This is a genomic window from Klebsiella sp. F11 (assembly GCF_056712265.1).
In genome coordinates this window covers 918,329-940,210 of sequence record NZ_CM160060.1, presented here as the reverse complement: position 1 = coordinate 940,210, position 21,882 = coordinate 918,329, and the positions used below count along the sequence as shown (strand labels likewise).

At 59.9% G+C, this 21,882-nt stretch carries 20 protein-coding genes and 1 pseudogene; 8 read left to right on the top strand and 13 right to left on the bottom strand.

The features are described from left to right. Positions 1-84: 84 nt before the first annotated feature. From lysS to xerD, 5 genes are all read right to left on the bottom strand, one after another. Entirely contained in the window at positions 85-1,602 is a 1,518-nt protein-coding gene (lysS, locus tag AC1M2H_RS04780; protein ID WP_480150496.1) for a lysine--tRNA ligase, read from the bottom strand. Between the two features lie 9 nt (positions 1,603-1,611). Further along, positions 1,612-2,710, bottom strand: a protein-coding gene (prfB, locus tag AC1M2H_RS04775) for a peptide chain release factor 2 (RefSeq protein ID WP_143350158.1) whose coding sequence is annotated in 2 segments (ribosomal slippage) — positions 1,612-2,634 and positions 2,636-2,710 — 1,098 coding nt in all. Because the reading frame shifts where the segments join, the coding sequence is not laid out codon by codon here. Positions 2,711-2,832: 122 nt separating this feature from the next. Next, positions 2,833-4,566, bottom strand: coding sequence for a single-stranded-DNA-specific exonuclease RecJ (gene recJ, locus AC1M2H_RS04770; RefSeq protein ID WP_480150495.1), 1,734 nt, complete (start codon positions 4,564-4,566; stop codon positions 2,833-2,835). A gap of 5 nt (positions 4,567-4,571) precedes the next feature. Then, on the bottom strand, positions 4,572-5,285 hold the full coding sequence (gene dsbC, locus AC1M2H_RS04765) for a bifunctional protein-disulfide isomerase/oxidoreductase DsbC (RefSeq protein WP_480150494.1): 714 nt from the start codon (positions 5,283-5,285) through the stop codon (positions 4,572-4,574). Positions 5,286-5,308: 23 nt separating this feature from the next. After that, positions 5,309-6,205: a site-specific tyrosine recombinase XerD gene (gene xerD, locus AC1M2H_RS04760; RefSeq protein WP_480150493.1), complete on the bottom strand. Its 897-nt coding sequence runs from the start codon at positions 6,203-6,205 to the stop codon at positions 5,309-5,311. Positions 6,206-6,363: 158 nt separating this feature from the next. Here xerD and fldB point away from each other — a divergent pair, with 158 nt between their 5' ends. Next, on the top strand, positions 6,364-6,885 hold the full coding sequence (gene fldB / locus AC1M2H_RS04755; protein WP_480150492.1) for a flavodoxin FldB: 522 nt from the start codon (positions 6,364-6,366) through the stop codon (positions 6,883-6,885). A 30-nt stretch (positions 6,886-6,915) separates the two neighbouring features. On the opposite strand, the gene AC1M2H_RS04750 is transcribed toward fldB, so the two are convergent. Both AC1M2H_RS04750 and sdhE read right to left on the bottom strand, forming a co-directional pair. Further along, positions 6,916-7,326: a protein YgfX gene (locus AC1M2H_RS04750; RefSeq protein ID WP_480150491.1), complete on the bottom strand. Its 411-nt coding sequence runs from the start codon at positions 7,324-7,326 to the stop codon at positions 6,916-6,918. Then, positions 7,307-7,573, bottom strand: a complete 267-nt coding sequence (gene sdhE, locus AC1M2H_RS04745) for an FAD assembly factor SdhE (RefSeq protein WP_041147145.1) — start codon at positions 7,571-7,573, stop codon at positions 7,307-7,309. Before sdhE ends, AC1M2H_RS04750 begins: the two co-directional genes overlap by 20 nt. Positions 7,574-7,942: 369 nt before the next feature. Between sdhE and ygfZ the strand changes: the two genes are divergently transcribed. After that, the gene (gene ygfZ, locus AC1M2H_RS04740) at positions 7,943-8,926 is read left to right on the top strand and encodes a tRNA-modifying protein YgfZ (protein ID WP_480150490.1); all 984 of its coding nucleotides are present in this window, start codon (positions 7,943-7,945) and stop codon (positions 8,924-8,926) included. Positions 8,927-9,003: 77 nt separating this feature from the next. On the opposite strand, the gene trhA is transcribed toward ygfZ, so the two are convergent. Further along, a complete protein-coding gene (gene trhA / locus AC1M2H_RS04735; RefSeq protein ID WP_480150489.1) occupies positions 9,004-9,663 on the bottom strand; it encodes a PAQR family membrane homeostasis protein TrhA in 660 nt (219 codons plus the stop codon). A 160-nt stretch (positions 9,664-9,823) separates the two neighbouring features. Continuing rightward, positions 9,824-10,135, bottom strand: coding sequence for a N(4)-acetylcytidine aminohydrolase (gene yqfB / locus AC1M2H_RS04730; protein WP_480150488.1), 312 nt, complete (start codon positions 10,133-10,135; stop codon positions 9,824-9,826). A 49-nt stretch (positions 10,136-10,184) separates the two neighbouring features. Here yqfB and AC1M2H_RS04725 point away from each other — a divergent pair, with 49 nt between their 5' ends. The 6 genes and pseudogenes from AC1M2H_RS04725 to AC1M2H_RS04700 all read left to right on the top strand — a co-directional run bounded on the left by AC1M2H_RS04725 (position 10,185) and on the right by AC1M2H_RS04700 (position 16,127). Next, a complete protein-coding gene (locus AC1M2H_RS04725; protein WP_480151841.1) occupies positions 10,185-10,913 on the top strand; it encodes a MurR/RpiR family transcriptional regulator in 729 nt (242 codons plus the stop codon). A gap of 120 nt (positions 10,914-11,033) precedes the next feature. Next, positions 11,034-12,467 (top strand): 6-phospho-beta-glucosidase, encoded by a 1,434-nt coding sequence (locus AC1M2H_RS04720; protein ID WP_480150487.1) that lies wholly within the window; start codon positions 11,034-11,036, stop codon positions 12,465-12,467. Between the two features lie 137 nt (positions 12,468-12,604). After that, complete coding sequence (locus AC1M2H_RS04715; RefSeq protein WP_480150486.1) at positions 12,605-12,964, top strand: copper resistance protein; 360 nt, start codon at positions 12,605-12,607, stop codon at positions 12,962-12,964. Between the two features lie 49 nt (positions 12,965-13,013). Continuing rightward, a complete protein-coding gene (locus tag AC1M2H_RS04710; protein WP_480150485.1) occupies positions 13,014-15,026 on the top strand; it encodes a protein-disulfide reductase DsbD family protein in 2,013 nt (670 codons plus the stop codon). Then, positions 15,026-15,637, top strand: a complete 612-nt coding sequence (locus AC1M2H_RS04705) for a DsbA family protein (protein ID WP_480151840.1) — start codon at positions 15,026-15,028, stop codon at positions 15,635-15,637. The genes AC1M2H_RS04710 and AC1M2H_RS04705 overlap by 1 nt, the downstream gene beginning before the upstream one ends. Then, a pseudogene (locus AC1M2H_RS04700) lies at positions 15,627-16,127 on the top strand (protein disulfide oxidoreductase). The gene AC1M2H_RS04705 and the pseudogene AC1M2H_RS04700 overlap by 11 nt, the downstream one beginning before the upstream one ends. A gap of 49 nt (positions 16,128-16,176) precedes the next feature. Here AC1M2H_RS04700 and AC1M2H_RS04695 read toward each other — a convergent pair. From AC1M2H_RS04695 to gcvT, 4 genes are all read right to left on the bottom strand, one after another. Beyond that, the gene (locus tag AC1M2H_RS04695) at positions 16,177-16,920 is read right to left on the bottom strand and encodes an SDR family oxidoreductase (protein WP_480150484.1); all 744 of its coding nucleotides are present in this window, start codon (positions 16,918-16,920) and stop codon (positions 16,177-16,179) included. A gap of 60 nt (positions 16,921-16,980) precedes the next feature. After that, complete coding sequence (gcvP, locus tag AC1M2H_RS04690) at positions 16,981-19,854, bottom strand: aminomethyl-transferring glycine dehydrogenase (protein ID WP_480150483.1); 2,874 nt, start codon at positions 19,852-19,854, stop codon at positions 16,981-16,983. 175 nt (positions 19,855-20,029) lie between these two features. Continuing rightward, positions 20,030-20,419 carry a glycine cleavage system protein GcvH gene (gcvH, locus tag AC1M2H_RS04685; RefSeq protein WP_480150482.1) on the bottom strand — a complete coding sequence of 130 codons (390 nt, stop codon included), beginning with the start codon at positions 20,417-20,419 and terminating at the stop codon, positions 20,030-20,032. 22 nt (positions 20,420-20,441) lie between these two features. After that, positions 20,442-21,536, bottom strand: coding sequence for a glycine cleavage system aminomethyltransferase GcvT (gcvT, locus tag AC1M2H_RS04680; RefSeq protein ID WP_480150481.1), 1,095 nt, complete (start codon positions 21,534-21,536; stop codon positions 20,442-20,444). Positions 21,537-21,882 lie beyond the last annotated feature (346 nt).

The following is a 21,882-nucleotide window of genomic DNA, read 5'->3' as shown; positions in this document are numbered from 1 at the left end:
CGCACGGCCATCGCGCAGAAGCGCGGCGGCGACCATAAAAAAACCCCGACACGCAGGCCGGGGTTTGATCGTTCGCGGTGGGTCTTATTTAACCGGGCGCATCGCCGGGAACAGGATCACGTCGCGGATGGTGTGGCTGTTGGTGAACAGCATCACCATACGGTCGATACCGATACCCAGGCCAGCGGTCGGCGGCAGGCCGTGCTCCAGCGCGGTCACGTAGTCTTCGTCGTAGAACATCGCTTCGTCGTCGCCGGCGGCTTTCGCGTTCACCTGGTCGAGGAAACGCTGCGCCTGGTCTTCGGCATCGTTCAGCTCGCTGAAGCCGTTGCCGATTTCACGGCCGCCGATGAAGAACTCAAAGCGGTCGGTGATTTCCGGATTCTCGTCGTTACGACGCGCCAGCGGAGAAACCTCTGCCGGGTACTCGGTGATGAAGGTCGGCTGGATCAGGTGCGCTTCCGCCACTTCTTCGAAGATCTCGGTCACAACGCGGCCCAGGCCCCAGCTCTTCTCAACCTTGACGCCGACGGCGGCGGCAATTGCCTTCGCGGAGTCGAAGTTATCCAGATCCGCCATCTCGGTTTCCGGACGGTATTTCTTGATAGCCTCGCGCATGGTCAGCTTCTCAAACGGCTTGCCGAAGTCAAAGGTCTGATCGCCATAAGGCACCGCGGTATTGCCGAGAATATCCTGCGCCAGGGTGCGGAACAGGGATTCGGTCAGCTCGATCAGGTCCTTATAGTCCGCATACGCCATATAGAGTTCCATCATGGTGAACTCTGGGTTGTGGCGTACGGAGATGCCTTCGTTACGGAAGTTACGGTTGATCTCGAACACGCGCTCGAAGCCGCCGACAACCAGACGCTTGAGGTACAGTTCCGGCGCGATACGCAGGTACATGTCCAGATCCAGCGCGTTGTGGTGGGTGATAAACGGACGGGCGGAGGCGCCGCCGGGGATCACCTGCATCATCGGGGTTTCAACTTCCATAAAGCCGCGGCCGACCATGAACTGGCGAATGCCGGCCAGGATCTGCGAACGCACTTTAAAGGTGTTGCGGGATTCGTCGTTGGAGATGAGATCCAGGTAGCGCTGGCGATAGCGCGCTTCCTGATCCTGCAGGCCGTGGAACTTGTCCGGCAGCGGGCGCAGGGCCTTGGTCAGCAGACGCAGCTCGCTGCAGTGGATAGAGAGCTCGCCGGTTTTAGTTTTGAACAGCTTGCCGCGCGCCGCGATGATATCGCCGAGGTCCCACTTTTTGAACTGCTCGTTGTAGACGCCTTCCGGCAGATCGTCACGCGCCACATACAGCTGAATGCGGCCGCCGACGTCCTGCAGGGTGACGAAGGAGGCTTTACCCATGATACGACGAGTCATCATGCGGCCAGCGACGGAAACCTCAACGTTCAGCGCTTCCAGCTCTTCATTTTCTTTCGCATCGAAGTCAGCGTGCAGAAGGTCTGAGGTATGGTCACGACGAAAATCGTTCGGGAACGGGATACCCTGCTCGCGCAGCGCAGCCAGCTTTTCACGACGGCTTTTCAGTTCATTATTAAGGTCAATTGCCGCGTCAGCGCCCGGTGCTTGTTGTTCAGACATGTTGGTTCCTCATAACCCTGCTTTCAGACTTGCTTCGATAAATTGATCCAGGCTGCCGTCAAGCACCGCCTGAGTGTTGCGGGTTTCCACCCCGGTGCGCAGATCTTTAATGCGGGAATCATCCAGCACGTAAGAACGGATCTGGCTGCCCCAGCCGATGTCCGATTTGGTATCTTCCATCGCCTGCTTCTCGGCATTTTTCTTCTGCATCTCCAGTTCATAAAGCTTGGCTTTCATCTGCTTCATGGCCTGGTCTTTGTTTTTATGCTGCGAACGGTCGTTCTGGCACTGCGTGACTAACCCGCTTGGAATGTGGGTAATACGCACCGCGGATTCGGTACGGTTAACGTGCTGACCGCCCGCGCCGGAGGCACGGTAAACGTCAATACGCAGGTCCGCCGGGTTGATCTCGATGTCGATATCGTCATCGACTTCCGGGTAAACGAACGCGGAGCTGAAGGAGGTGTGGCGACGGCCGCCGGAGTCGAACGGGCTCTTACGTACCAGGCGGTGAACACCGGTTTCGGTACGCAGCCAGCCGTAGGCGTAATCGCCGATAATCTTGATGGTCACGGACTTGATGCCCGCCACTTCGCCTTCAGACTCTTCGATAATTTCGGTCTTAAAGCCGCGCGCTTCGGCCCAGCGCAGATACATGCGCGTCAGCATGCTGGCCCAGTCCTGCGCTTCGGTGCCGCCGGAGCCGGCCTGAATATCGAGGTAGCAATCGGCGCTGTCGTACTCGCCGGAGAACATGCGGCGGAATTCAAGCTGCGCCAGCTTCTCGTCGAGCACGTTAAGCTCGGCGACGGCTTCGTTGAAGGTCTCTTCGTCTTCGGCCTCAACGGCCAGCTCCAGCAGGCCGGAAACGTCTTCCAGACCCTGGGACATCTGATCGAGGGTGTCAACGATGGCTTCCAGAGAAGAACGCTCTTTGCCCAGCGCCTGTGCGCGCTCGGGCTCGTTCCATACGTCCGGCTGTTCCAGCTCGGCGTTTACTTCTTCCAGACGCTCTTTCTTAGCATCATAGTCAAAGGTACCCCCTAAGAACGTCGGAGCGCTCCGTGAGGTCCTGAATACGGTTTTTTACCGGATTTATTTCAAACATGATCGATTTTCTTTTAATGGATTGGTCAAAATGCGGTGATAAGAGCGGAATTGTACCGGATCCCCGCTCTCTTTTATAGCCACTTCAGCCTTCAGGCGGCCTCTTTGTTGCCGGTTTATTCGTCACAGCGGCCAAAGATGGTCAATGATAAGCTGCAGGCTGCGGTTGCCGCGAAACTCGTTGATATCGAGCTTATAGGCGAGGGTTACTTCGCGCACGCCGTTATCCGGCCACATCGAGGTATCGACGTTGAAGGCGATGCCGTCCAGCAGCGGCCCGCCGCCAACCGGCTCGACCATCACCTTGAGATGCCGCTCGCCCACCAGACGCTGCTGCAGCAGGCGGAAACGGCCGTCGAACAGCGGCTCAGGGAACATCTGCCCCCACGGCCCGGCGTCGCGCAGCATCTGCGCCACCTCCATGCTCATCTCCCCGGCGTCCAGCGGACCGTCGGAAACCACTTCCCCCTGCAGCAGCGCAGGGTCCAGCCATTCGGTCACCAGCTCGCCGAAGCGCTGCTGGAACTCTTCGAAGCGGGCCTCTTCCAGCGACAGCCCCGCCGCCATCGCGTGGCCGCCAAACTTGAGGATCAGCCCCGGGTTGAGCGTGTCGAGACGCTCCAGCGCGTCGCGCATATGCAGCCCTTGCACCGAGCGGCCGGAACCTTTTAACAGCCCGTCTCCCGTCGGCGCAAAGGCGATAACCGGCCGATGAAAACGCTCTTTAATGCGCGAGGCCAGAATGCCGACCACGCCCTGATGCCACTGCGGGTGATACATCGCCAGCCCGCCGGGCAGCGCCTCGCTGCTGCGCTCAAGCTGCTGGCACAGGGTGAGCGCTTCCGCCTGCATCCCCTGTTCAATCTCTTTGCGGGTCTGGTTCAGGGCATCCAGTTCGTTGGCCAGCACCCGCGCCTCGCCGGCGTTATCGCACAGCAAAAGCGCCACGCCCACCGACATATCGTCCAGCCTTCCCGCCGCGTTCAGCCGCGGGCCAAGGGCAAAGCCGAGATCGCTGGCCGCCAGCTTCTGCGGGTCGCGGTTGGCAATCTCCAGCAGCGCCTTAATTCCCGGACGGCACTTGCCCGCCCGAATGCGGCTCAGCCCCTGCCAGGTGAGGATACGGTTATTGGCGTCCAGCGGCACCACGTCCGCCACCGTGCCCAGCGCCACCAGATCCAGCAGCTCGGCGAGATTAGGCGCGGCAATCCCGCGCGTTTCGAACCAGTTTTTATCGCGCAGGAAGGTGCGCAGCGCCAGCATCAGGTAAAACGCCACCCCGACTCCGGCCAGCGATTTTGACGGGAAGCCGCAGTCGCGCAGGTTCGGGTTGACGATGGCCTCCGCCGCCGGCAGCGTGTCGCCCGGCAGGTGGTGATCGGTAACCACCACCGGGATCCCCAGCTCGTGCGCGCGATCGACGCCGCTGTGCGAGGAGATGCCGTTATCGACGGTCATGATCATCTGCGCGCCGCGGGCGTGGGCCTGATCGACCACTTCCGGGCTCAGGCCATAGCCATCTTCAAACCGGTTCGGCACCAGATAGGAGACGTTGCCGTAGCCCAGCGCGCGCAGCGCCAGCACGCTCAGAGCGGTGCTGGTAGCGCCATCGGCGTCAAAATCGCCGACGATTACAATATGCAAATCCTGCTGGAAGGCGTCGTAGAGCATCTCAACGGCTTTGTCGATGCCGTTGAGCTGCGCCCACGGCAGCATGCCCCTAACGCCGCGCTCCAGTTCCTGAGCACTGCGTACGCCGCGGCTCGCGTAGAGCCGCTGCAGCAGCGGCGAAAGGTCGGCGGGAAGCTCCGCGCCGTCGGCCGCCTCACGGCGGCGCAGTTGTGTCTGTTGTTTCACGCGAATTATTTACCGCTGGTTTGTTTTTGATGCTCATCGAGGAAGGCTTTCAGCTCTTTCGGCCCCTGATAGCCCGGCAGCAGGTAGCCGTCGCTCAATACCATTGCCGGCGTACCGTTGACGTCGAACTGCACGCCGAGCGTGTAGTGCTTGCTGATATCCACGCCGCAGCTGGCCGGCTGTACGCCTTTGCCGCCCATCGCGTCATTCAGGGCTTTATTGCGATCTTTGGCGCACCAGATGGCCTGCATGTCCTGCTCGGTCTGGCTCTGCAGCCCCTGGCGCGGGAAGGCCAGGTAGCGAACGGTGATGCCCAGCGCGTTGTAGTCGCTCATCTCTTCATGCAGCTTGTGGCAGTAGCCGCAGGTGATGTCGGTAAAGACGGTGATAACGTGCTTTTCCTGCGGCGCCTTGTAGATAATCATCTCTTTTTCCAGCGCGTTCAGCTTGCCCACCAGCAGCGAGTTGGTGACGTTAACCGGCTGGGCGCCGCTGACGTCGTACATCGGCCCCTGGATAACGTGCTTGCCGTCGTCGGTCACGTACAGCACGCCGCCGTCGGTCAGCACGGTGCTCATGCCGGCAACCGGCGAGGGCTGAATGTCGGTGCTCTGCACGCCCAACTTGGCCAGCGACTGCTTGATCGTCGCGCTGTCGGCGTGCGCCGCGCCGGAGAGCGTTGCCGCCAGCAGGGTGAACATCAGTAAACCTTTTTTCATACTCAATCCTTTTTATGCAGCACTCACGCCCGCGGGTGGTGCTGTTGATGAAGTTGTCTCAGACGCTCGGTCGCCACGTGGGTGTAAATCTGCGTCGTCGAGAGATCGCTGTGTCCCAGCAGCATCTGCACCACGCGCAGGTCGGCGCCATGATTGAGCAAATGCGTCGCAAACGCGTGGCGTAAAACGTGCGGGGAGAGCTTCGCGCTGTCGATCCCCGCCAGCACCGCATAGTGCTTAATGCGATGCCAGAACGTCTGCCGGGTCATTTGCTGCGCGCGCTGGCTGGGGAAGAGTACGTCGGAGGCGACGCCGTTCAGCAGCCAGGGACGGCCATACTCAAGGTAGTTCTCAACCCACAGCACCGCCTCTTCGCCGAGCGGTACCAGCCGCTCTTTGTTGCCTTTCCCCACCACCCGCAGCACGCCCTGGCGCAGGCTGATATCGCTCATCGTCAGGCCCACCAGCTCCGAGACGCGCAGGCCGGTGGCATACAGCACCTCCAGCATCGCCTTGTCGCGCAGCTCCAGGGGCTGCTCCACCAGCGGCGCCTGCAGCAGGCGGTCCACCTGTACTTCGCTGAGATCTTTCGGCAGGCGCTGCGGCAGCTTTGGCGACGCCAGCAGCGCGCTGGGATCGTCGGTACGGATTTTTTCCCGATACAGATGCTGGAAAAAGCGGCGCACCGCGCTCAGCAGCCGCGCGGTGCTGGTGGCCTTGTAGCCGCCGGTTTGCCTTTCGGCCAGCAGCGACTGGAGATCCTCCCCGCTGACGCTGACAAGCGTCAGCCCGCGATGGTGCAGCCACTCCACGACCATCGTCAGGTCCCGACGGTAGGCGCTCAGCGTATTTTCCGCGAGGTTGCGCTCCAGCCACAGGGCATCAAGAAACTGTTCGATTTGTGCCAGATCCTGTTCCACATCGGCCTCTTTGCTCGTTAAATCGTCCCCAGTATACCCAAATAAGCCGCACGACTGGACAAAAACGGCGGCGACGGGCTGCCTGAAGTATGACGGCTATCATCACCTTTCTGGTAGACTAGACGCAAAGTCACAGCATGAATTGAGATGTTTACGCCATGAACATAGGCCTTTTTTACGGTTCCAGTACCTGCTACACCGAAATGGCTGCGGAGAAAATCCGCGATATTATCGGCTCCGAATTAGTGACCCTGCACAACCTGAAAGATGACTCCCCCGAGCTGATGACCGGCTACGACGTGCTGATCCTCGGCATCCCGACCTGGGATTTCGGCGAGATTCAGGAAGACTGGGAGGCCATCTGGCCACAGCTCGAGACCCTGGATCTGCAGGATAAGATAGTGGCGCTGTACGGCATGGGCGACCAGCTGGGCTACGGCGAGTGGTTCCTCGACGCGCTGGGCATGCTGCACGACAGGCTGGCAACCCGGGGCGTGAAGTTTATCGGCTACTGGCCGACCGAAGGCTATGAGTTCACCAGCCAGAAGCCAATCGTTGCCGATGGCCAGCTGTTCGTTGGCCTCGCGCTCGATGAAACGAACCAGTATGACCTGAGCGACGATCGTATCCAGAGCTGGTGCGAGCAAATCCTTGCGGAAATGGCCGAACAGTTCGCCTGAGATTAGCGGCGAGCCTGGCGCGCCAGGCTCTTAGTCCTGCGCCGGTTTGTGCAGCACCAGCCGGCGCAAATCGCACCACTCCCTCGCATCCATGCTATCAGCCGCCACCCACAGGTGCTGGCTGCGACGCGTTTGCGTATCGCGCAGACGCAGCAGCATCCCGCTGTTAATAACCCACGGCATGCCGACGATCTCCCACTCCGCTTTTTGCCAGCGCAGCCGGGAATCGGTCAACAGCTTTATTTCTCCCTGGCAGGCGTGGATCCGCCGCTGGCTGCGTACGCAGTCAAACACCACCAGAGAGAGCAGCAGTAGCCATAACGGGGTGTAGCTGAGCGGCCAGGGCATCAGCAGAACGATAGCCGCCACTACGCCGTGGAGCAGCAGCGAGAACCACTGCGAACGCCAGGAAATGCGTAAATCAGATTGCCACAGGACCACGTTCCCGATTCCGAGTCTGGATTAATTTTACCATCCGCTGCAGCTGCGCGTCGGAGGGTTCGCCGTGATTCATCAGCCAGTTGAACAGATCCGGGTCGTCGTTTTCTAGCAACCGGATGAACAGCAGCTTGTCCTCATCGCTGAGCGTATCGTACTCATACTCGAAAAACGGCATGATGGAGATGTCGAGTTCACGCATACCCCGGCGGCATGCCCAGTGGATGCGGGCTTTATTAGTAATGTCCATGTTATCCTTCCAGCGTAAAGGTATATACCCGTCATACTTCAAGTTGCATGTGCGTTAGCCACGTTCGTTCCTCCCAGCCACTTACCCGAGTAAGCTCCTGGGGACTCGCTCACTTGCCGCCTTCCTGCAACTCGAATTATTTAGGCTATAGGTTAGTTTAACCCGTTTTTGGCACTTACTTTACAGCATTATCGAGAAGCGCGAGCAGCATTCCACAAAAACCGTAAATTTATTATGGTTTTATCCGTTTCCTTCGTTCGCCCTCTTACGCCTTTAGGGCACAAATGGCCTGCCGAAAGCGCTTGCATTGCACCATAGCTCTTTTACCATTAGTCACTCACTCTGCGTTAAGCTATTCAGGACATGACTATGGCTTTTACACCTTTTCCTCCACGTCAGCCCTCCTCTTCCGCGCGGCTGCCGTTAACGCTGATGACCCTGGATGACTGGGCGCTGGCAACGATCACCGGTCAGGATGCGGAGAAATATCTGCAGGGGCAGATCACCGCTGATGTCAGCGCGCTGACTGACGATCGCCACCTGCTGGCCGCGCACTGTGACGCCAAGGGTAAAATGTGGAGCAACCTGCATGTGTTTCGCCGCGACGGCGGCTTCGCGTGGATTGAGCGCCGCAGCCTGCGCGACGCGCAGCTAACCGAACTGAAAAAGTACGCGGTGTTCTCTAAGGTGACCATCGCCGCGGACGATGAGCTCGTCCTGCTGGGCATAGCCGGTTTCCAGGCCCGCGCCGCGCTGGCTCCGCTGTTCAGCGAACTGCCGAATGCCGATAAACAGGTGGTGACCGACGGCGCCACCAGCCTGCTGTGGTTTGCGCATCCGGCGGAGCGTTTCCTGCTGGTGACCGACGCGGCAACGGCGACTCGCGTCACCGAAGCGTTGCGCAGCGATGCCCAGCTGAACAACAGCCAGCAGTGGCTGGCGCTGAATATTGAAGCGGGTTTACCGGTCATCGATAGCGCCAATAGCGCGCAGTTTCTGCCGCAGGCCACCAACCTGCAGGCGCTGGGCGGCATCAGCTTTAAAAAAGGCTGCTATACCGGGCAGGAGATGGTCGCTCGGGCAAAATTCCGCGGAGCCAACAAGCGGGCGCTGTGGTTGCTGAGCGGGAAAGCCAGCCGCGTTCCGCAGGCCGGGGAAGACCTTGAGCTGCAGATGGGCGAGAACTGGCGCCGCACCGGCACCGTGCTGGCCGCCGTACAGTTAGATGATGGTCAGCTGTTGGTGCAGGTGGTGATGAATAATGACATGGAGGCGGATAGCGTATTCCGCGTACGCGACGATGCCGGCACGCTAAGCATCACCCCGCTGCCGTACTCGCTGGAAGAAGAGTAGCCTTTCGCCTGCAGATAATGGCGTCAGCGCCCTGCCCTGAGGCGGCGCTGACGCTACTTTCCCCGCTCGCCGATGATTTAAACCTGCCCCACGTACAGATAGATCGCCAGGAAGTGACAAACGCTGCCGCCGAGGACAAAGCCGTGCCAGATCGCATGGTTGTAGGGTATCCGCTTGCAGACGTAGAAGATAACCCCCAGCGAATAGACGATCCCCCCGACCGCCAGCAGCGTCACCCCGCCAACCGCCAGCTTAATCGCCAGCTGATAAACCACGATGAGCGACAGCCAGCCCATCGTTAGATAGGTGACCAGCGACAGGATTTTAAAGCGGTGCGCAATGGTCAGCTTAAACAGGATCCCCAGCAGCGCCAGGCTCCAGATAACGATCATCAGGCCGCGCGAGAGCGGCGAGTTGAGCCCCACCAGCAGAAAAGGGGTATAGGTGCCCGCAATCAGCAGATAAATGGCGCAGTGGTCGAATTTTTTCAACCACAGCTTCGCCCGCTGGTGCGGAACCGCGTGATAGAGCGTGGAGGCGAGAAACAGCAGAATCATGCTGCCGCCGTAGAGGCTGTAGCTGGTAATCGCCATCGCGCCGGCGTTAGCGTCTACCGCCTGCACCAGCAGCAGCACCAGGCCGACGATCCCAAACACCAGACCGATCCCGTGACTGATGCTGTTGGCAATTTCCTCTGCCAGAGAATATCCCTGGGTGATTAATGGTTTACTAACCATATTTGACTCCGAAAACATGAAAGCTTTCAACGCTCACCTAGGGTAACTGAGAATGATTCCAGTGAACACCTGTTAGCTAAAATAAAACGATGAATATTTGTAAGCAGTTTAAAATCATAATATTACAGTTAAATTTCACCTAACAGGCGTGCGCTATTTATCAAAGCAGTTTGAATTCAATGACATAAAACTGCCCTTCATCCGGGTAGATCTCCGCGATGACCTGCCGCAGCTGCGCGAGGGTCATATTTTCCTGCTGCGCGTGCCGTTCGCTCAGCGTCGCCAGGGTTACCGTGGAGGTCGCGACCACGCTAATCGTGCAGAAATAGCCGTCATCTTCATAGCGCCCGACGCGCAGCACATCGCCGACCCTGAAATGCGACTCCGCGGCGTTGCGGATGGTGATCGTTTTGCGGCCGCTAAGGATGTCGTCCTGAAAGCGCTGAAAAAAGGTTATGTCATTCGGCTGCATGATATGATTCCGTCCTGGTCATTCTGAATTGTGAGTTATTACCGTGAGTATGTTCTCCCACGCCGCTATTGCCAGTCTCAATAATCTTGAGATGATGGTCTACCACTACGTCATTAAGAATCGTGACAAAGTGATGTATATGACCATCCGCGAGCTGGCGGAAGCCGCCGGCGTTTCCACCACCACCGTGCTGCGCTTCTGCCGCAAGCTGCAGTGTGAGGGATACTCAGAGTTTCGCATACGCTTTAAATTATATCTCGAGCAGAATGAGCCTCTACAGGCAAATATCGGCGCCAGCGAAATAATGAGTTTTTTTAAAAGCGTCAATAACGATGAATTTGATAATTTACTCGAGCGCGCGGTGGATATTATTCTTGCCTCGGAGCGTATTATTTTCGTCGGTGCCGGAACCTCCGGCGCGCTGGCGAAATATGGCGCACGGTTCTTCTCCAACGTCGGGAAATTCAGTAACCATATCGACGATCCCTATTTTCCGGTGACTAACGATATGGCCCGCAACGCGCTGGCGATCGTCCTCTCCGTTTCCGGCGAAACCGAAGAGATCCTGCGCTTTGCCGGCCAGTTCAGCCTCCACCGCTGCAAGGTGATGTCGATAACCAGCCACGAGCATTCGCGGCTGGCGAAGCTGGCGGATTTCAACCTCTCCTGGCACATCCCGCAAACGCGCATCGGCGGCGTCTACGATATTACGACGCAAATTCCGGTGATTTATATTCTTGAAAGCCTGGGGCGTAAATTAGCCCGTAAAATAGCCTAAAAATAACACCCTGTTTTTTCGATGTAACATATTCCAGGAGCGGCAAATTGTTATATCGTGACATTTATATGCCCTTTGCTAGACTCGAAACCAACGAAACATCAGACGAGATTAGCAGCAATGAAAAAAATCCCCTTAGCGAAAGATTTTTTATGGGGCGGCGCGGTCGCGGCGCACCAGGTTGAAGGCGGCTGGAATAAGGGCGGTAAAGGTCCGAGCATTTGCGACGTGCTGACCGGCGGCGCCCACGGCGTGCCGCGCGAGATTACCCACCAGGTTGAGCCGGGTAAATACTACCCCAACCACGAAGCCATCGATTTCCACGGCCGCTACAAAGAAGACATCAAGCTGTTCGCCGAGATGGGCTTCAAATGTTTCCGCACCTCCATCGCCTGGACCCGCATCTTCCCGCTCGGCGACGAAGCTCAGCCGAACGAAGAGGGGCTGCAGTTCTATGACGACATGTTCGATGAGCTGCTGAAGTACAACATCGAACCGGTTATTACCCTCTCCCACTTTGAAATGCCCCTGCACCTCGTGCGGCAGTACGGCGGCTGGACCAGCCGTAAAGTCGTCGATTTCTTCGTGCGCTTTGCCGAGGTGGTCTTCGAGCGCTATAAGCACAAAGTGAAATACTGGATGACCTTTAACGAGATCAACAACCAGCGTAACTGGCGCGCGCCGCTGTTCGGCTACTGCTGCTCCGGCGTGGTCTATACCGAACATGAAAACCCGGAAGAGACCATGTACCAGGTGCTGCACCATCAGTTCGTGGCCAGCGCGCTGGCGGTGAAGGCGGCGCGGCGCATCAACCCGCAGATGCAGGTTGGCTGCATGCTGGCGATGGTCGCCCTCTATCCGTTCTCCTGCAAGCCGGAAGACGTGATGTTCGCTCAGGAGTCGATGCGCGAACGCTACGTCTTCACCGACGTGCAGCTGCGCGGCTACTACCCAACCTATGTCCTGAACGAGTGGCAGCGACGCGGCTTCAGCATCAGGATGGAAAAGGGCGATGAGCAGATCCTGCGCGAAGGCACCTGCGACTACCTCGGCTTCAGCTACTACATGACCAACGCGGTGAAGGCCGAAGGCGGCAGCGGCGACGCCATTTCCGGCTTTGAAGGCAGCGTACCGAACCCGCACGTGAAGGCCTCCGACTGGGGCTGGCAAATTGACCCGGTGGGCCTGCGCTACGCGCTGTGCGAGCTGTATGAACGCTATCAGAAGCCGCTGTTTATCGTGGAAAACGGCTTTGGCGCCTACGACAAAGTCGAAGAGGACGGCAGCATCAACGATGACTATCGCATCGACTACCTCCGCGCCCACGTTGAAGAAATGATCAAAGCGGTCACTTACGATGGTGTCGAGCTGATGGGCTACACCCCGTGGGGCTGCATCGATTGCGTCTCCTTCACCACCGGCCAGTACAGCAAGCGCTACGGCTTTATCTACGTCAATAAGCACGATGACGGTACCGGCGATATGTCCCGCTCGCGGAAAAAGAGCTTCAGCTGGTACAAAGAAGTGATTGCCAGCAACGGCGAAAAGCTCTGATCTCTCGCCCTGCCGCCTTCTCCTCTCTCCGCTTCGGGGAGAGGAGTTCTCCCCCGCCCGGACACTTCTTTACAGCTTTCGCATTGCCAAAATGCTTCAGGCCGCTAAGATAGGCCACGTGAATATTTGGGGCGATCATGATTAAGCAACAGCGCAAAGCCATTCTTCTTGTAGTTCTTGCCTGCCTGGTGGTGCTGGTATGCACCGCGCAGCGTATGGCGGGGCTGCACGCGCTGATGATGGACGCCGCCGCCGTGACGCAGTCGGCCCAGCAGGGGCCGGACAACGCCGACGCGCCGGTCACCCCCTGCGAGCTGAGTGCAAAGTCGCTGCTGGCCTCGCCGCCGGTGCTGTTTGAAGGGGCCCTGTTCGCTTTCGCTCTCCTGCTGACGGTGCTGGCGGCGGTGCCGCCGCGCATTGAGCGGCTGTGGCCGCCCCGCGTTATCTCCCCTCCCCGGCTACGGGTGCACCTGCGGCTATGCGTCTTCCGTGAATGAGAACTTTTCCTGACAGCTCAGGTTAATCAATCATTTACGGAGAAAATTTATGCTTATGGTATTCAGGCGACTGCTGGTCTGCCTGCTTTGGCTATGGCTGCCCGCAAGCCAGGCCGCCGACAGCGGCTGGCTACGCGCCGCCGATAATCAACACGCCAGCGTCAGGCTGCGCGCGCAAAACGAGGGCGGCGGCGCGGCCCGCCTGCTGCTGGACGTGGCTCTGGAAAAGGGCTGGAAAACCTACTGGCGCTCGCCGGGAGAAGGCGGGATCGCGCCGGCGATCGCCTGGCATCAGCCGCTGGCGGTGAGCTGGCGCTGGCCGGTGCCGCAGCGTTTTGACGTTGCCGGTATTTCGACCCAGGGCTATCACGACAGCGTCAGTTTCCCGATGGCGATCCGCGGCCAGTTTCCTGCGACGCTGAGCGGCGTGCTGACGCTTTCCACCTGCAGCAACGTCTGCATTCTGACCGACTATCCCTTCTCGCTGGATATGACCGCTCCGGCGGACAACGACTTTGGCTACGATTATACCCGCGCAATGGGCGCCCTGCCGCTGCCCGACGGGCTGACGACGCACCTCTCCGCCGGCTACAGCAGCGGCAGACTGACGGTGACCGCCGTTCGTGAAGCCGGCTGGCAGCAGCCCTCCCTGTTCATCGACAGCATGGAAGACGTCGATTTCGCTAAACCTACCTTTACCATCAAGGGCGATACCCTCACCGCCACGCTGCCGGTCACCGACGGCTGGGGCGAGGCGGCGCCGGACCTGCGCAATAAGCGCCTCTCGCTGGTGCTGGCCGACGGCGGCCAGGCGCAGGAGAGCTCGCTCATTATCAGCGCAGCGTCTCCGGTTCCCGCTACGTCGTGGTGGTGGGCGCTGCTGATGGCGCTGGCCGGCGGGCTGATCCTCAACGTCATGCCCTGCGTTCTGCCGGTGCTGGCGATGAAGCTCGGTTCGCTGGTGCAAACCGGCGTTCACCAGCGCGGCGCGGTGCGGCGACAGTTCCTCGCCTCGGTTAGCGGTATCGTAACCTCTTTCCTCGCCCTGGCGCTGATGATGACGCTGCTGCGCCTCGGCAATCAGGCCTTAGGCTGGGGGATCCAGTTCCAGAACCCGTGGTTTATCGGCGTCATGACGCTGGTGATGGTGCTGTTCAGCGCCAGCCTGCTGGGGCTGCTGGAGATCCGCCTCTCCTCCCGCGCCAGCACCTTCCTCGCTACCCGCGGCGGCAACGGCCTGATGGGGCACTTCTCCCAGGGCGCGCTGGCCACGCTGCTGGCAACTCCGTGCACCGCGCCTTTTCTCGGCACCGCGGTTTCGGTGGCGCTGGTGGCGCCGCTGCCTCTGCTGTGGGGCATCTTCTTCATGATGGGATTAGGCATGAGCCTGCCGTGGCTGCTGGTTGCCGCCTGGCCCGGACTCGCCCTGCGCCTGCCGCGCCCCGGCCGCTGGATGAACGTCGTCCGGGTGGCGCTCGGACTGATGATGCTCGGCTCGTCGCTGTGGCTGATGAGCCTGCTGACGGTGCATATCGGCCGCACGCCGGTGCTCGCGCTGGCGGTGATATTAGCGGTCGTACTGCTGATTGCGACGGCCTGGCGCTACCGCTGGCGTACGGCTCTGCGGGCCGGCGCGCTGGCGCTGGTCGTCGCGGCGGCGGTCGCCTTCGTTTCCCCGCCGGAGGACCAGGGCGCCAGACGCGACCGGGTAAACTGGCAGCCGCTCAGCGAGCAGGCCATTACCGCCGCCCTGACCGACCATAAGCGGGTCTTTATCGACGTTACCGCTGACTGGTGCGTGACCTGCAAAGCGAATAAATACAACGTGCTGCTGCGCGATGAGGTGCAGGACGCGCTCTCCGCCCCCGACGTGGTGGCGCTACGCGGCGACTGGAGCCGGCCGTCGGACACCATCAGCCGTTTTCTAAACGCTCGCGGCAGCGCCGCGGTCCCTTTCAACCAAATTTATGGGCCGGATTTAGCCCAGGGTCAGATACTTCCCGCGCTGTTAAACCGTGAAGCGCTGCTCGCCACGCTATCCGCCGCCAAAGGACAACAATGATGAGAACGATTACCGCCCTCCTGCTGCTGTGCATTTCGGCTTTTGCCTTCGCCGCCCCGGCGCCGCAGGCAGAGTCATCTTCCGACGCCCAGTTGGCGGACCTGCTGTTTAACGATCCCAATAGCCCGCGCATTGGGGCCAAAGCGCCGCGCCTGACCATCGTGTCGTTTACCGACTACAACTGCCCCTACTGCAAGCAGTTCGATCCGCTGCTGGAAAAAATCGTCCACGATAATCCCGACGTCCTGCTGATCGTCAAGCTGCTGCCGTTTAAGGGGCAAAGCTCGGTAAACGCGGCCAAAGCGGCGCTTTCAACCTGGCGTCAGCAGCCGGACAAATTCCTGGCGCTGCACCAGCGGCTGATGGCGAAAAAAGGCTATCACGACGATGCCAGCATTCTCGCCGCCAGGCAGAAGACCGCCACCGATGGCGTAAAGATAGATGATGGCACGATGGACTCACTGAAGATGAACCTGATTTTGTCCCAGGTGCTGAATATTCAGGGGACTCCCGCGACTATCGTCGGCGACGAAATGGTCTCCGGCGCCATTTCATATGCCGATCTGGAGGGGCTGGTAAAAGAGCAGCTGGCAAAAAACCGTGGCCGGTAAGCTGCGCCGCTGGCTGCGCGAGCTGATTATCCTGCTGCTGCTCGCGGCAGCGGCTATCGGCGGGATGGACTATCTGCGCCGGCCCGCGCTGCCGCAGAATTTTATCAGCACGCCGCTGCAAACCGTTGACGGTCGGACGGTCGATCTGCGCGCCATGAGCGAGGAGCGGCCGCTGCTGCTTTACGTCTAGGCGACGTGGTGCGGGATCTGCCGCTACACCACGCCGTCCGTCGCGGCGCTGGCCGCCGATGGCGGCAACGTCATGACGGTGGCGCTGCGCTCCGGCGATGGCCCGGCGCTGGAGAGGTGGCTGGCGCGTAAAAAAATGGCGCTGCCGACGGTTAACGATCCCGACGGGCGGCTTTCAGCGCAGTGGGATGTGCAGGTGACGCCAACCCTGGTGGTGATTTCTCGCGGCGAGGTGAAATCCGTCACCACCGGCTGGACCAGCGGCTGGGGGATGCGCCTGCGGCTGTGGCTGGCGTCATAACCTCGCAGACCCGGGCGGTTGCCGCCCGGGATTTCACATTGACCGGAGGTTATTTCCCGCCGGCCAGTTCAAGGAAGCTGCCGGTGACGTAGGAGGCTTTGTCGCTCAACAGCCAGGCGATGGCCTGGGCGACCTCTTCCGGCTGCCCGCCGCGCTGCATCGGCAGCATCGACTTCACGCGATCGACTCGTCCAGGCTCTCCGCCGGAGGCGTGCATTTCGGTATAAATCAGGCCCGGACGCACGCCGTTAACGCGAATGCCCTGCGCCGCCACCTCCAGCGACAGGCCGGTGGTCAGCGTATCGATCGCCCCTTTCGACGCGGCGTAGTCGACATACTCAAACGGCGCACCCAGCCGCGATGCGGCGGAAGAGACGTTCACAATCGCACCGCCTTTCCCGCCGTGCTTATGGGACATTCGCTTCACCGCTTCCCGGCAGCAAAGAAAATAGCCGGTGACGTTGGTGCTCAGCACCCGGTTAATCCGCTCGGCGCTCAGCTCTTCGACAGAGCTCTGGGTAAACAGAATGCCGGCATTATTCACCAGCGCGCTCAGGGGTTCACCAAGGCGGTCGATGCCGGCGAACATCGCCATCACCTGCGCTTCGTCGCTGATATCCGCGCGCAGGGCGATAGCCTTGCCGCCCTGGGCAATAATCTCATTCACCACTTCCGTCGCCGCGTTCACGTTGTGATGATAATTCACCGCCACGGTATAGCCTTCCTGCGCCAGCAGCAGCGCCGTCGCCCTGCCGATTCCGCGGCTGGCGCCGGTAATCAATACTACAGCCATCTTCTTCTCCCAAAAAATAAAGGCGCCGCAGCGCCTTTAAAAGATAGTCTAATCAGAGAATTACTGGTATTCGCTCAGCGGGACGCAGGAGCAGAACAGGTTACGGTCGCCGTAAACATCATCCAGACGCTTCACCGTCGGCCAGTATTTGTTCGCCAGCCCTGCCGGGAACACCGCCAGCTCGCGGGTGTACGGATGACCCCATTCGGCAACCAGCTCACCCTGGGTGTGCGGGGCGTTAACCAGCGGGTTATCCGCCAGCGGCCACTCGCCCGCCTGCACGCGGTCGATTTCGCCGCGGATCGCCAGCATCGCCTCGATAAAGCGGTCCAGCTCGGCTTTGCTTTCCGATTCGGTCGGCTCAACCATCAGCGTACCGGCCACCGGGAAGGACATGGTCGGCGCGTGGAAACCAAAATCGATCAGACGCTTGGCGATGTCCAGCTCGCTGATGCCGGTCTCTTCCTTCAGCGGACGGATATCCAGAATGCATTCGTGCGCCACACGGCCGTCGCGGCCGGTATAGAGCACCGGGAAAGCCTCTTTCAGGCGCGTCGCAATGTAGTTGGCGTTGAGGATCGCCACCTGGCTGGCCTGCTTCAGCCCTTCCGCGCCCATCATGCGGATATACATCCAGCTGATCGGTAAAATGGAGGCGCTGCCGAACGGCGCCGCAGAAACCGCGCCCTGACGGGTCAGCATGCCTTCAATTTGCACCACGCTGTGGCCCGGCACGAACGGGGCCAGGTGCGCCTTCACGCCGATCGGTCCCATGCCCGGGCCGCCGCCGCCGTGCGGAATGCAGAAGGTTTTATGCAGATTGAGGTGCGACACGTCCGCGCCGATAAAGCCCGGAGAGGTAATGCCCACCTGCGCGTTCATATTCGCGCCGTCGAGGTAAACCTGGCCGCCGAACTGATGCACGATTTCGCACACTTCGCGAATGGTCTCTTCGTAAACGCCGTGGGTTGACGGGTAGGTCACCATGATGCAGGAGAGGTTCTCACCCGCCTGCTCCGCCTTGAGGCGCAGATCGGCGAGATCGATGTTGCCGTTTTTATCGCAGGCCACCACTACCACCTGCATCCCTGCCATCTGCGCGGACGCCGGGTTGGTGCCGTGCGCCGAGCTTGGGATCAGGCAGATATCGCGATGGCCTTCATTGCGGCTTTCGTGGTAGTGGCGAATCGCCAGCAGGCCGGCGTATTCCCCCTGGGCGCCGGAGTTCGGCTGCATGCAGACGGCGTCATAGCCGGTCAGCTTCACCAGCCAGTCGGAGAGCTGGGCGATCATCTGATGGTAGCCTTCCGCCTGCTCTGCCGGGCAGAACGGGTGCAGCTCGGCAAACTCGGGCCAGGTGATCGGGATCATTTCCGCCGCGGCGTTAAGCTTCATGGTGCAGGATCCCAGCGGGATCATCGCCTGATTCAGCGCCAGATCTTTCCGCTCCAGGGAGTGCATATAGCGCATCATCTCGGTTTCGCTGTGATAGCGATTAAATACCGGATGGGTGAGGATCGCATCGTCGCGCAGCATGCTGGCAGGGATCGAACGGCTGTCGAGCGCCACGTCTTTGTCCAGCGCATCGATATCCAGCCCGTGCGCGTCGCCAAGGATCGCGCGGAACAGGTTGAGCACGTCTTCGCGGGTGGTCGCTTCATCAAGGGTGATGCCGACCGCGTTGTGAATGTCGCTGCGCAGGTTAATTTCCAGCGCCTCGGCGCGCGCCAGCACCGCGGCTTTATCGGCAACGTCGACGCACAGGGTGTCAAAGTAGTGCGCGTGGCGCAGCTTGAGCCCTTTCTTCTGCAGGCCGGCGGCGAGAATATCCGTCAGGCGATGGATGCGGCCGGCGATACGCTTCAGGCCCGCCGGGCCGTGGAAGACCGCGTACAGGCTGGCGATGTTGGCCAGCAGCACCTGGGAAGTACAAATATTGGAGTTCGCTTTCTCGCGGCGGATATGCTGCTCGCGGGTCTGCATCGCCATGCGCAGCGCGGTGTTGCCGGCGGCATCTTTCGATACGCCGATAATACGGCCGGGCATGGAGCGTTTGAATTCATCTTTTGCCGCAAAGAAGGCCGCGTGCGGGCCGCCGTAGCCCATCGGCACGCCGAAACGCTGGGCGGAACCGAAGACGATATCGGCCCCCTGCTTGCCCGGAGCGATCAGCAGCACCAGCGCCATAAAGTCGGCCGCCACGCTCACCACGACCTTGCGCGCTTTCAGCTCGGCAATCAGGCCTGAGTAATCGTGCACTTCGCCGGTGGTGCCGACCTGCTGCAGCAGCACGCCGAAAACGTCCTGATGATCGAGCGCTTTGTCCGCATCATCGACGATAACATCGAAGCCGAAGGTTTCCGCGCGGGTGCGCACCACGTCCAGGGTTTGCGGATGCACGTCGGCGGCCACGAAGAAGCGGTTCGCGTTCTTCAGCTTGCTGACGCGCTTAGCCATCGCCATCGCTTCCGCGCCGGCGGTTGCTTCATCCAGCAGCGAGGCGGAGGCGATATCCAGCCCGGTCAGATCGAGCGTGACCTGCTGGAAGTTGAGCAGCGATTCCAGACGGCCCTGCGACACTTCCGGCTGATAGGGGGTATACGCGGTATACCAGCCCGGATTTTCCAGCATATTGCGCTGAATAACCGGCGGCAGCTGCACGGCGGTGTAACCCATGCCGATGTAAGACTTAAAGCGCTTGTTACGCCCGGCGATCGCCTTCAGCTCCGCGAGCGCGGCGAATTCCGTCGTCGCGTCGCCAACCTGCGGCGGCGTTGCCAGCTGAATATCCTGCGGCACAATCTGGCCAATCAGGGCGTTAAGCGAATCGGCGCCAACGGTTTTCAGCATCTCCTGCTGTTGCTGAGCATCCGGACCGATGTGACGTTCAATAAAGGCGCCGCGGTTTTCAAGCTGACCTAAAGTCTGAGTCATGAGCGATGGTTCCTGAAACGTGCAGTGAATCGTAATTGTCTGACTGGTGTGCCCGGTGGATCACGAATGCTCGCCGGGCCTTAATACGCAAAATCATTCACGCGGCGGGCAGCGACGCTCCGCGGCTTACAAAAGCCAGCGACCGACGCGCCTGTGGCGTGAAGGATGGAGGTACTTACTCGTCTTCTAACAGCGCGGCGTAGGCCGTCGCGTCCAGCAGCGCCGCGACCTGAGTTTCATCGCTGGCTTTGATCTTGAAGATCCAGCCGGCAGCGTACGGTTCGCTGTTAACCAGCTCCGGGGAGTCGTTCAGCTCTTCGTTCACCGCCACGATCTCGCCGCTAATCGGGGCATAGATATCCGAGGCCGCTTTGACCGACTCCGCAACGGCGCAGTCATCGCCGGCGTCAACGGTCGTCCCGACTTCTGGCAGATCGACGAAAACCATATCGCCAAGCAGCTCCTGCGCGTGCTCGGTGATGCCAACGGTGTAGGTGCCGTCGGCTTCTTTGCGCAGCCATTCGTGTTCTTTACTGTATTTCAGTTCTGCTGGTACGTTGCTCATCATTCATCTCCAAAAGGGGGAATCACGCAACGGCTTTGCCGTTACGCACAAAAACGGGTTTAGTCACTTTTACCGGCATTTCGCGGTTACGAATCTGTACGACGGCCGTTTCACCGATGCCCGCCGGTACGCGTGCCAGTGCAATACTGTAGCCCAGCGTCGGGGAGAACGTTCCGCTGGTGATAATGCCCTCGTGCTGATTACCGTCAGCGTCGGTAAAGCGCACCGGCAGACCGCCGCGCAGCACGCCCTTCTCGGTCATCACCAGGCCAACCAGCTGTTCGGTGCCTTTTTCACGCTGCAGCTCCAGCGCTTCACGACCAATAAAGTTGCGATCGGCAGGTTCCCAGGCGATGGTCCAGCCCATATTTGCCGCCAGCGGGGAGACGCCTTCGTCCATATCCTGGCCGTACAGGTTCATCCCGGCTTCCAGACGCAGCGTGTCGCGCGCGCCGAGGCCGCAGGGCTTCACGCCCGCGTCCAGCAGGCTGCGCCAGAAATCTGCGGCCTGCTCTTTCGGCAGCGCAATCTCATAGCCCGCCTCGCCGGTATAGCCGGTGGTGGCGATAAACAGATCTCCCGCCTGTACGCCAAAAAACGGCTTCATGCCGGCAACGGCCTGGCGCTGCTGCTCGTTAAACAGGGTGGCGGCTCTCTCTTTCGCCTGCGGCCCCTGAACGGCGATCAGCGCCAGATCGTCGCGCACGGTTATCTCCAGGCCATAGGGTTCAGCCTGCTGGCTAATCCAGGCGAGGTCTTTTTCGCGGGTCGCGGAGTTAACCACGAGGCGGAAATAGTCTTCCGCCAGGAAATAGACAATCAGGTCATCGATAACGCCCGCCGAAGCGGTCAGCATTCCGCTGTACAGCGCCTTGCCCGGGACGGTGAGCTTCGCCACATCGTTAGCCAGCAGATAGCGCAGGAACTCGCGAATCCGGCTACCGTGGAAGTCGACGATGGTCATGTGCGAGACGTCGAACATGCCGGCATCGCTGCGCACCGCATGGTGCTCATCAATCTGGGAACCGTAGTGCAGCGGCATCATCCAGCCGTGGAAGTCCACCATGCGCGCACCGCACAGCGTGTGTTGTTCATACAACGGAGTCTGTTGAGCCATCTTTTCCTCGTCGAATAAAACGGAACCAGCTACTTTTTTTGGCGGCGATTTCGCCCCGCGAAATCCGGCATCGGGGCCCTTCGCTGGCGCCGACGCAAACGTTACCTTTGGCCTGAACTTACCACCGAAACCGGCGTTAAACCATAAGGTAAATCAGGACATCACATTAGCTTATGACCAAATCTCGCCGAAAACTCTACAGAATTATTGACTGGCAAAAAGCGATTTATGCCACATAAAATTAACATAACAAAAGTGACAGGCAGGTGATGATGATATTTTATGCGAATAAACGGGCCTGATTTCTTTCACAAAAAAAGAGAGGCATTAATAAAACTAATGCGAA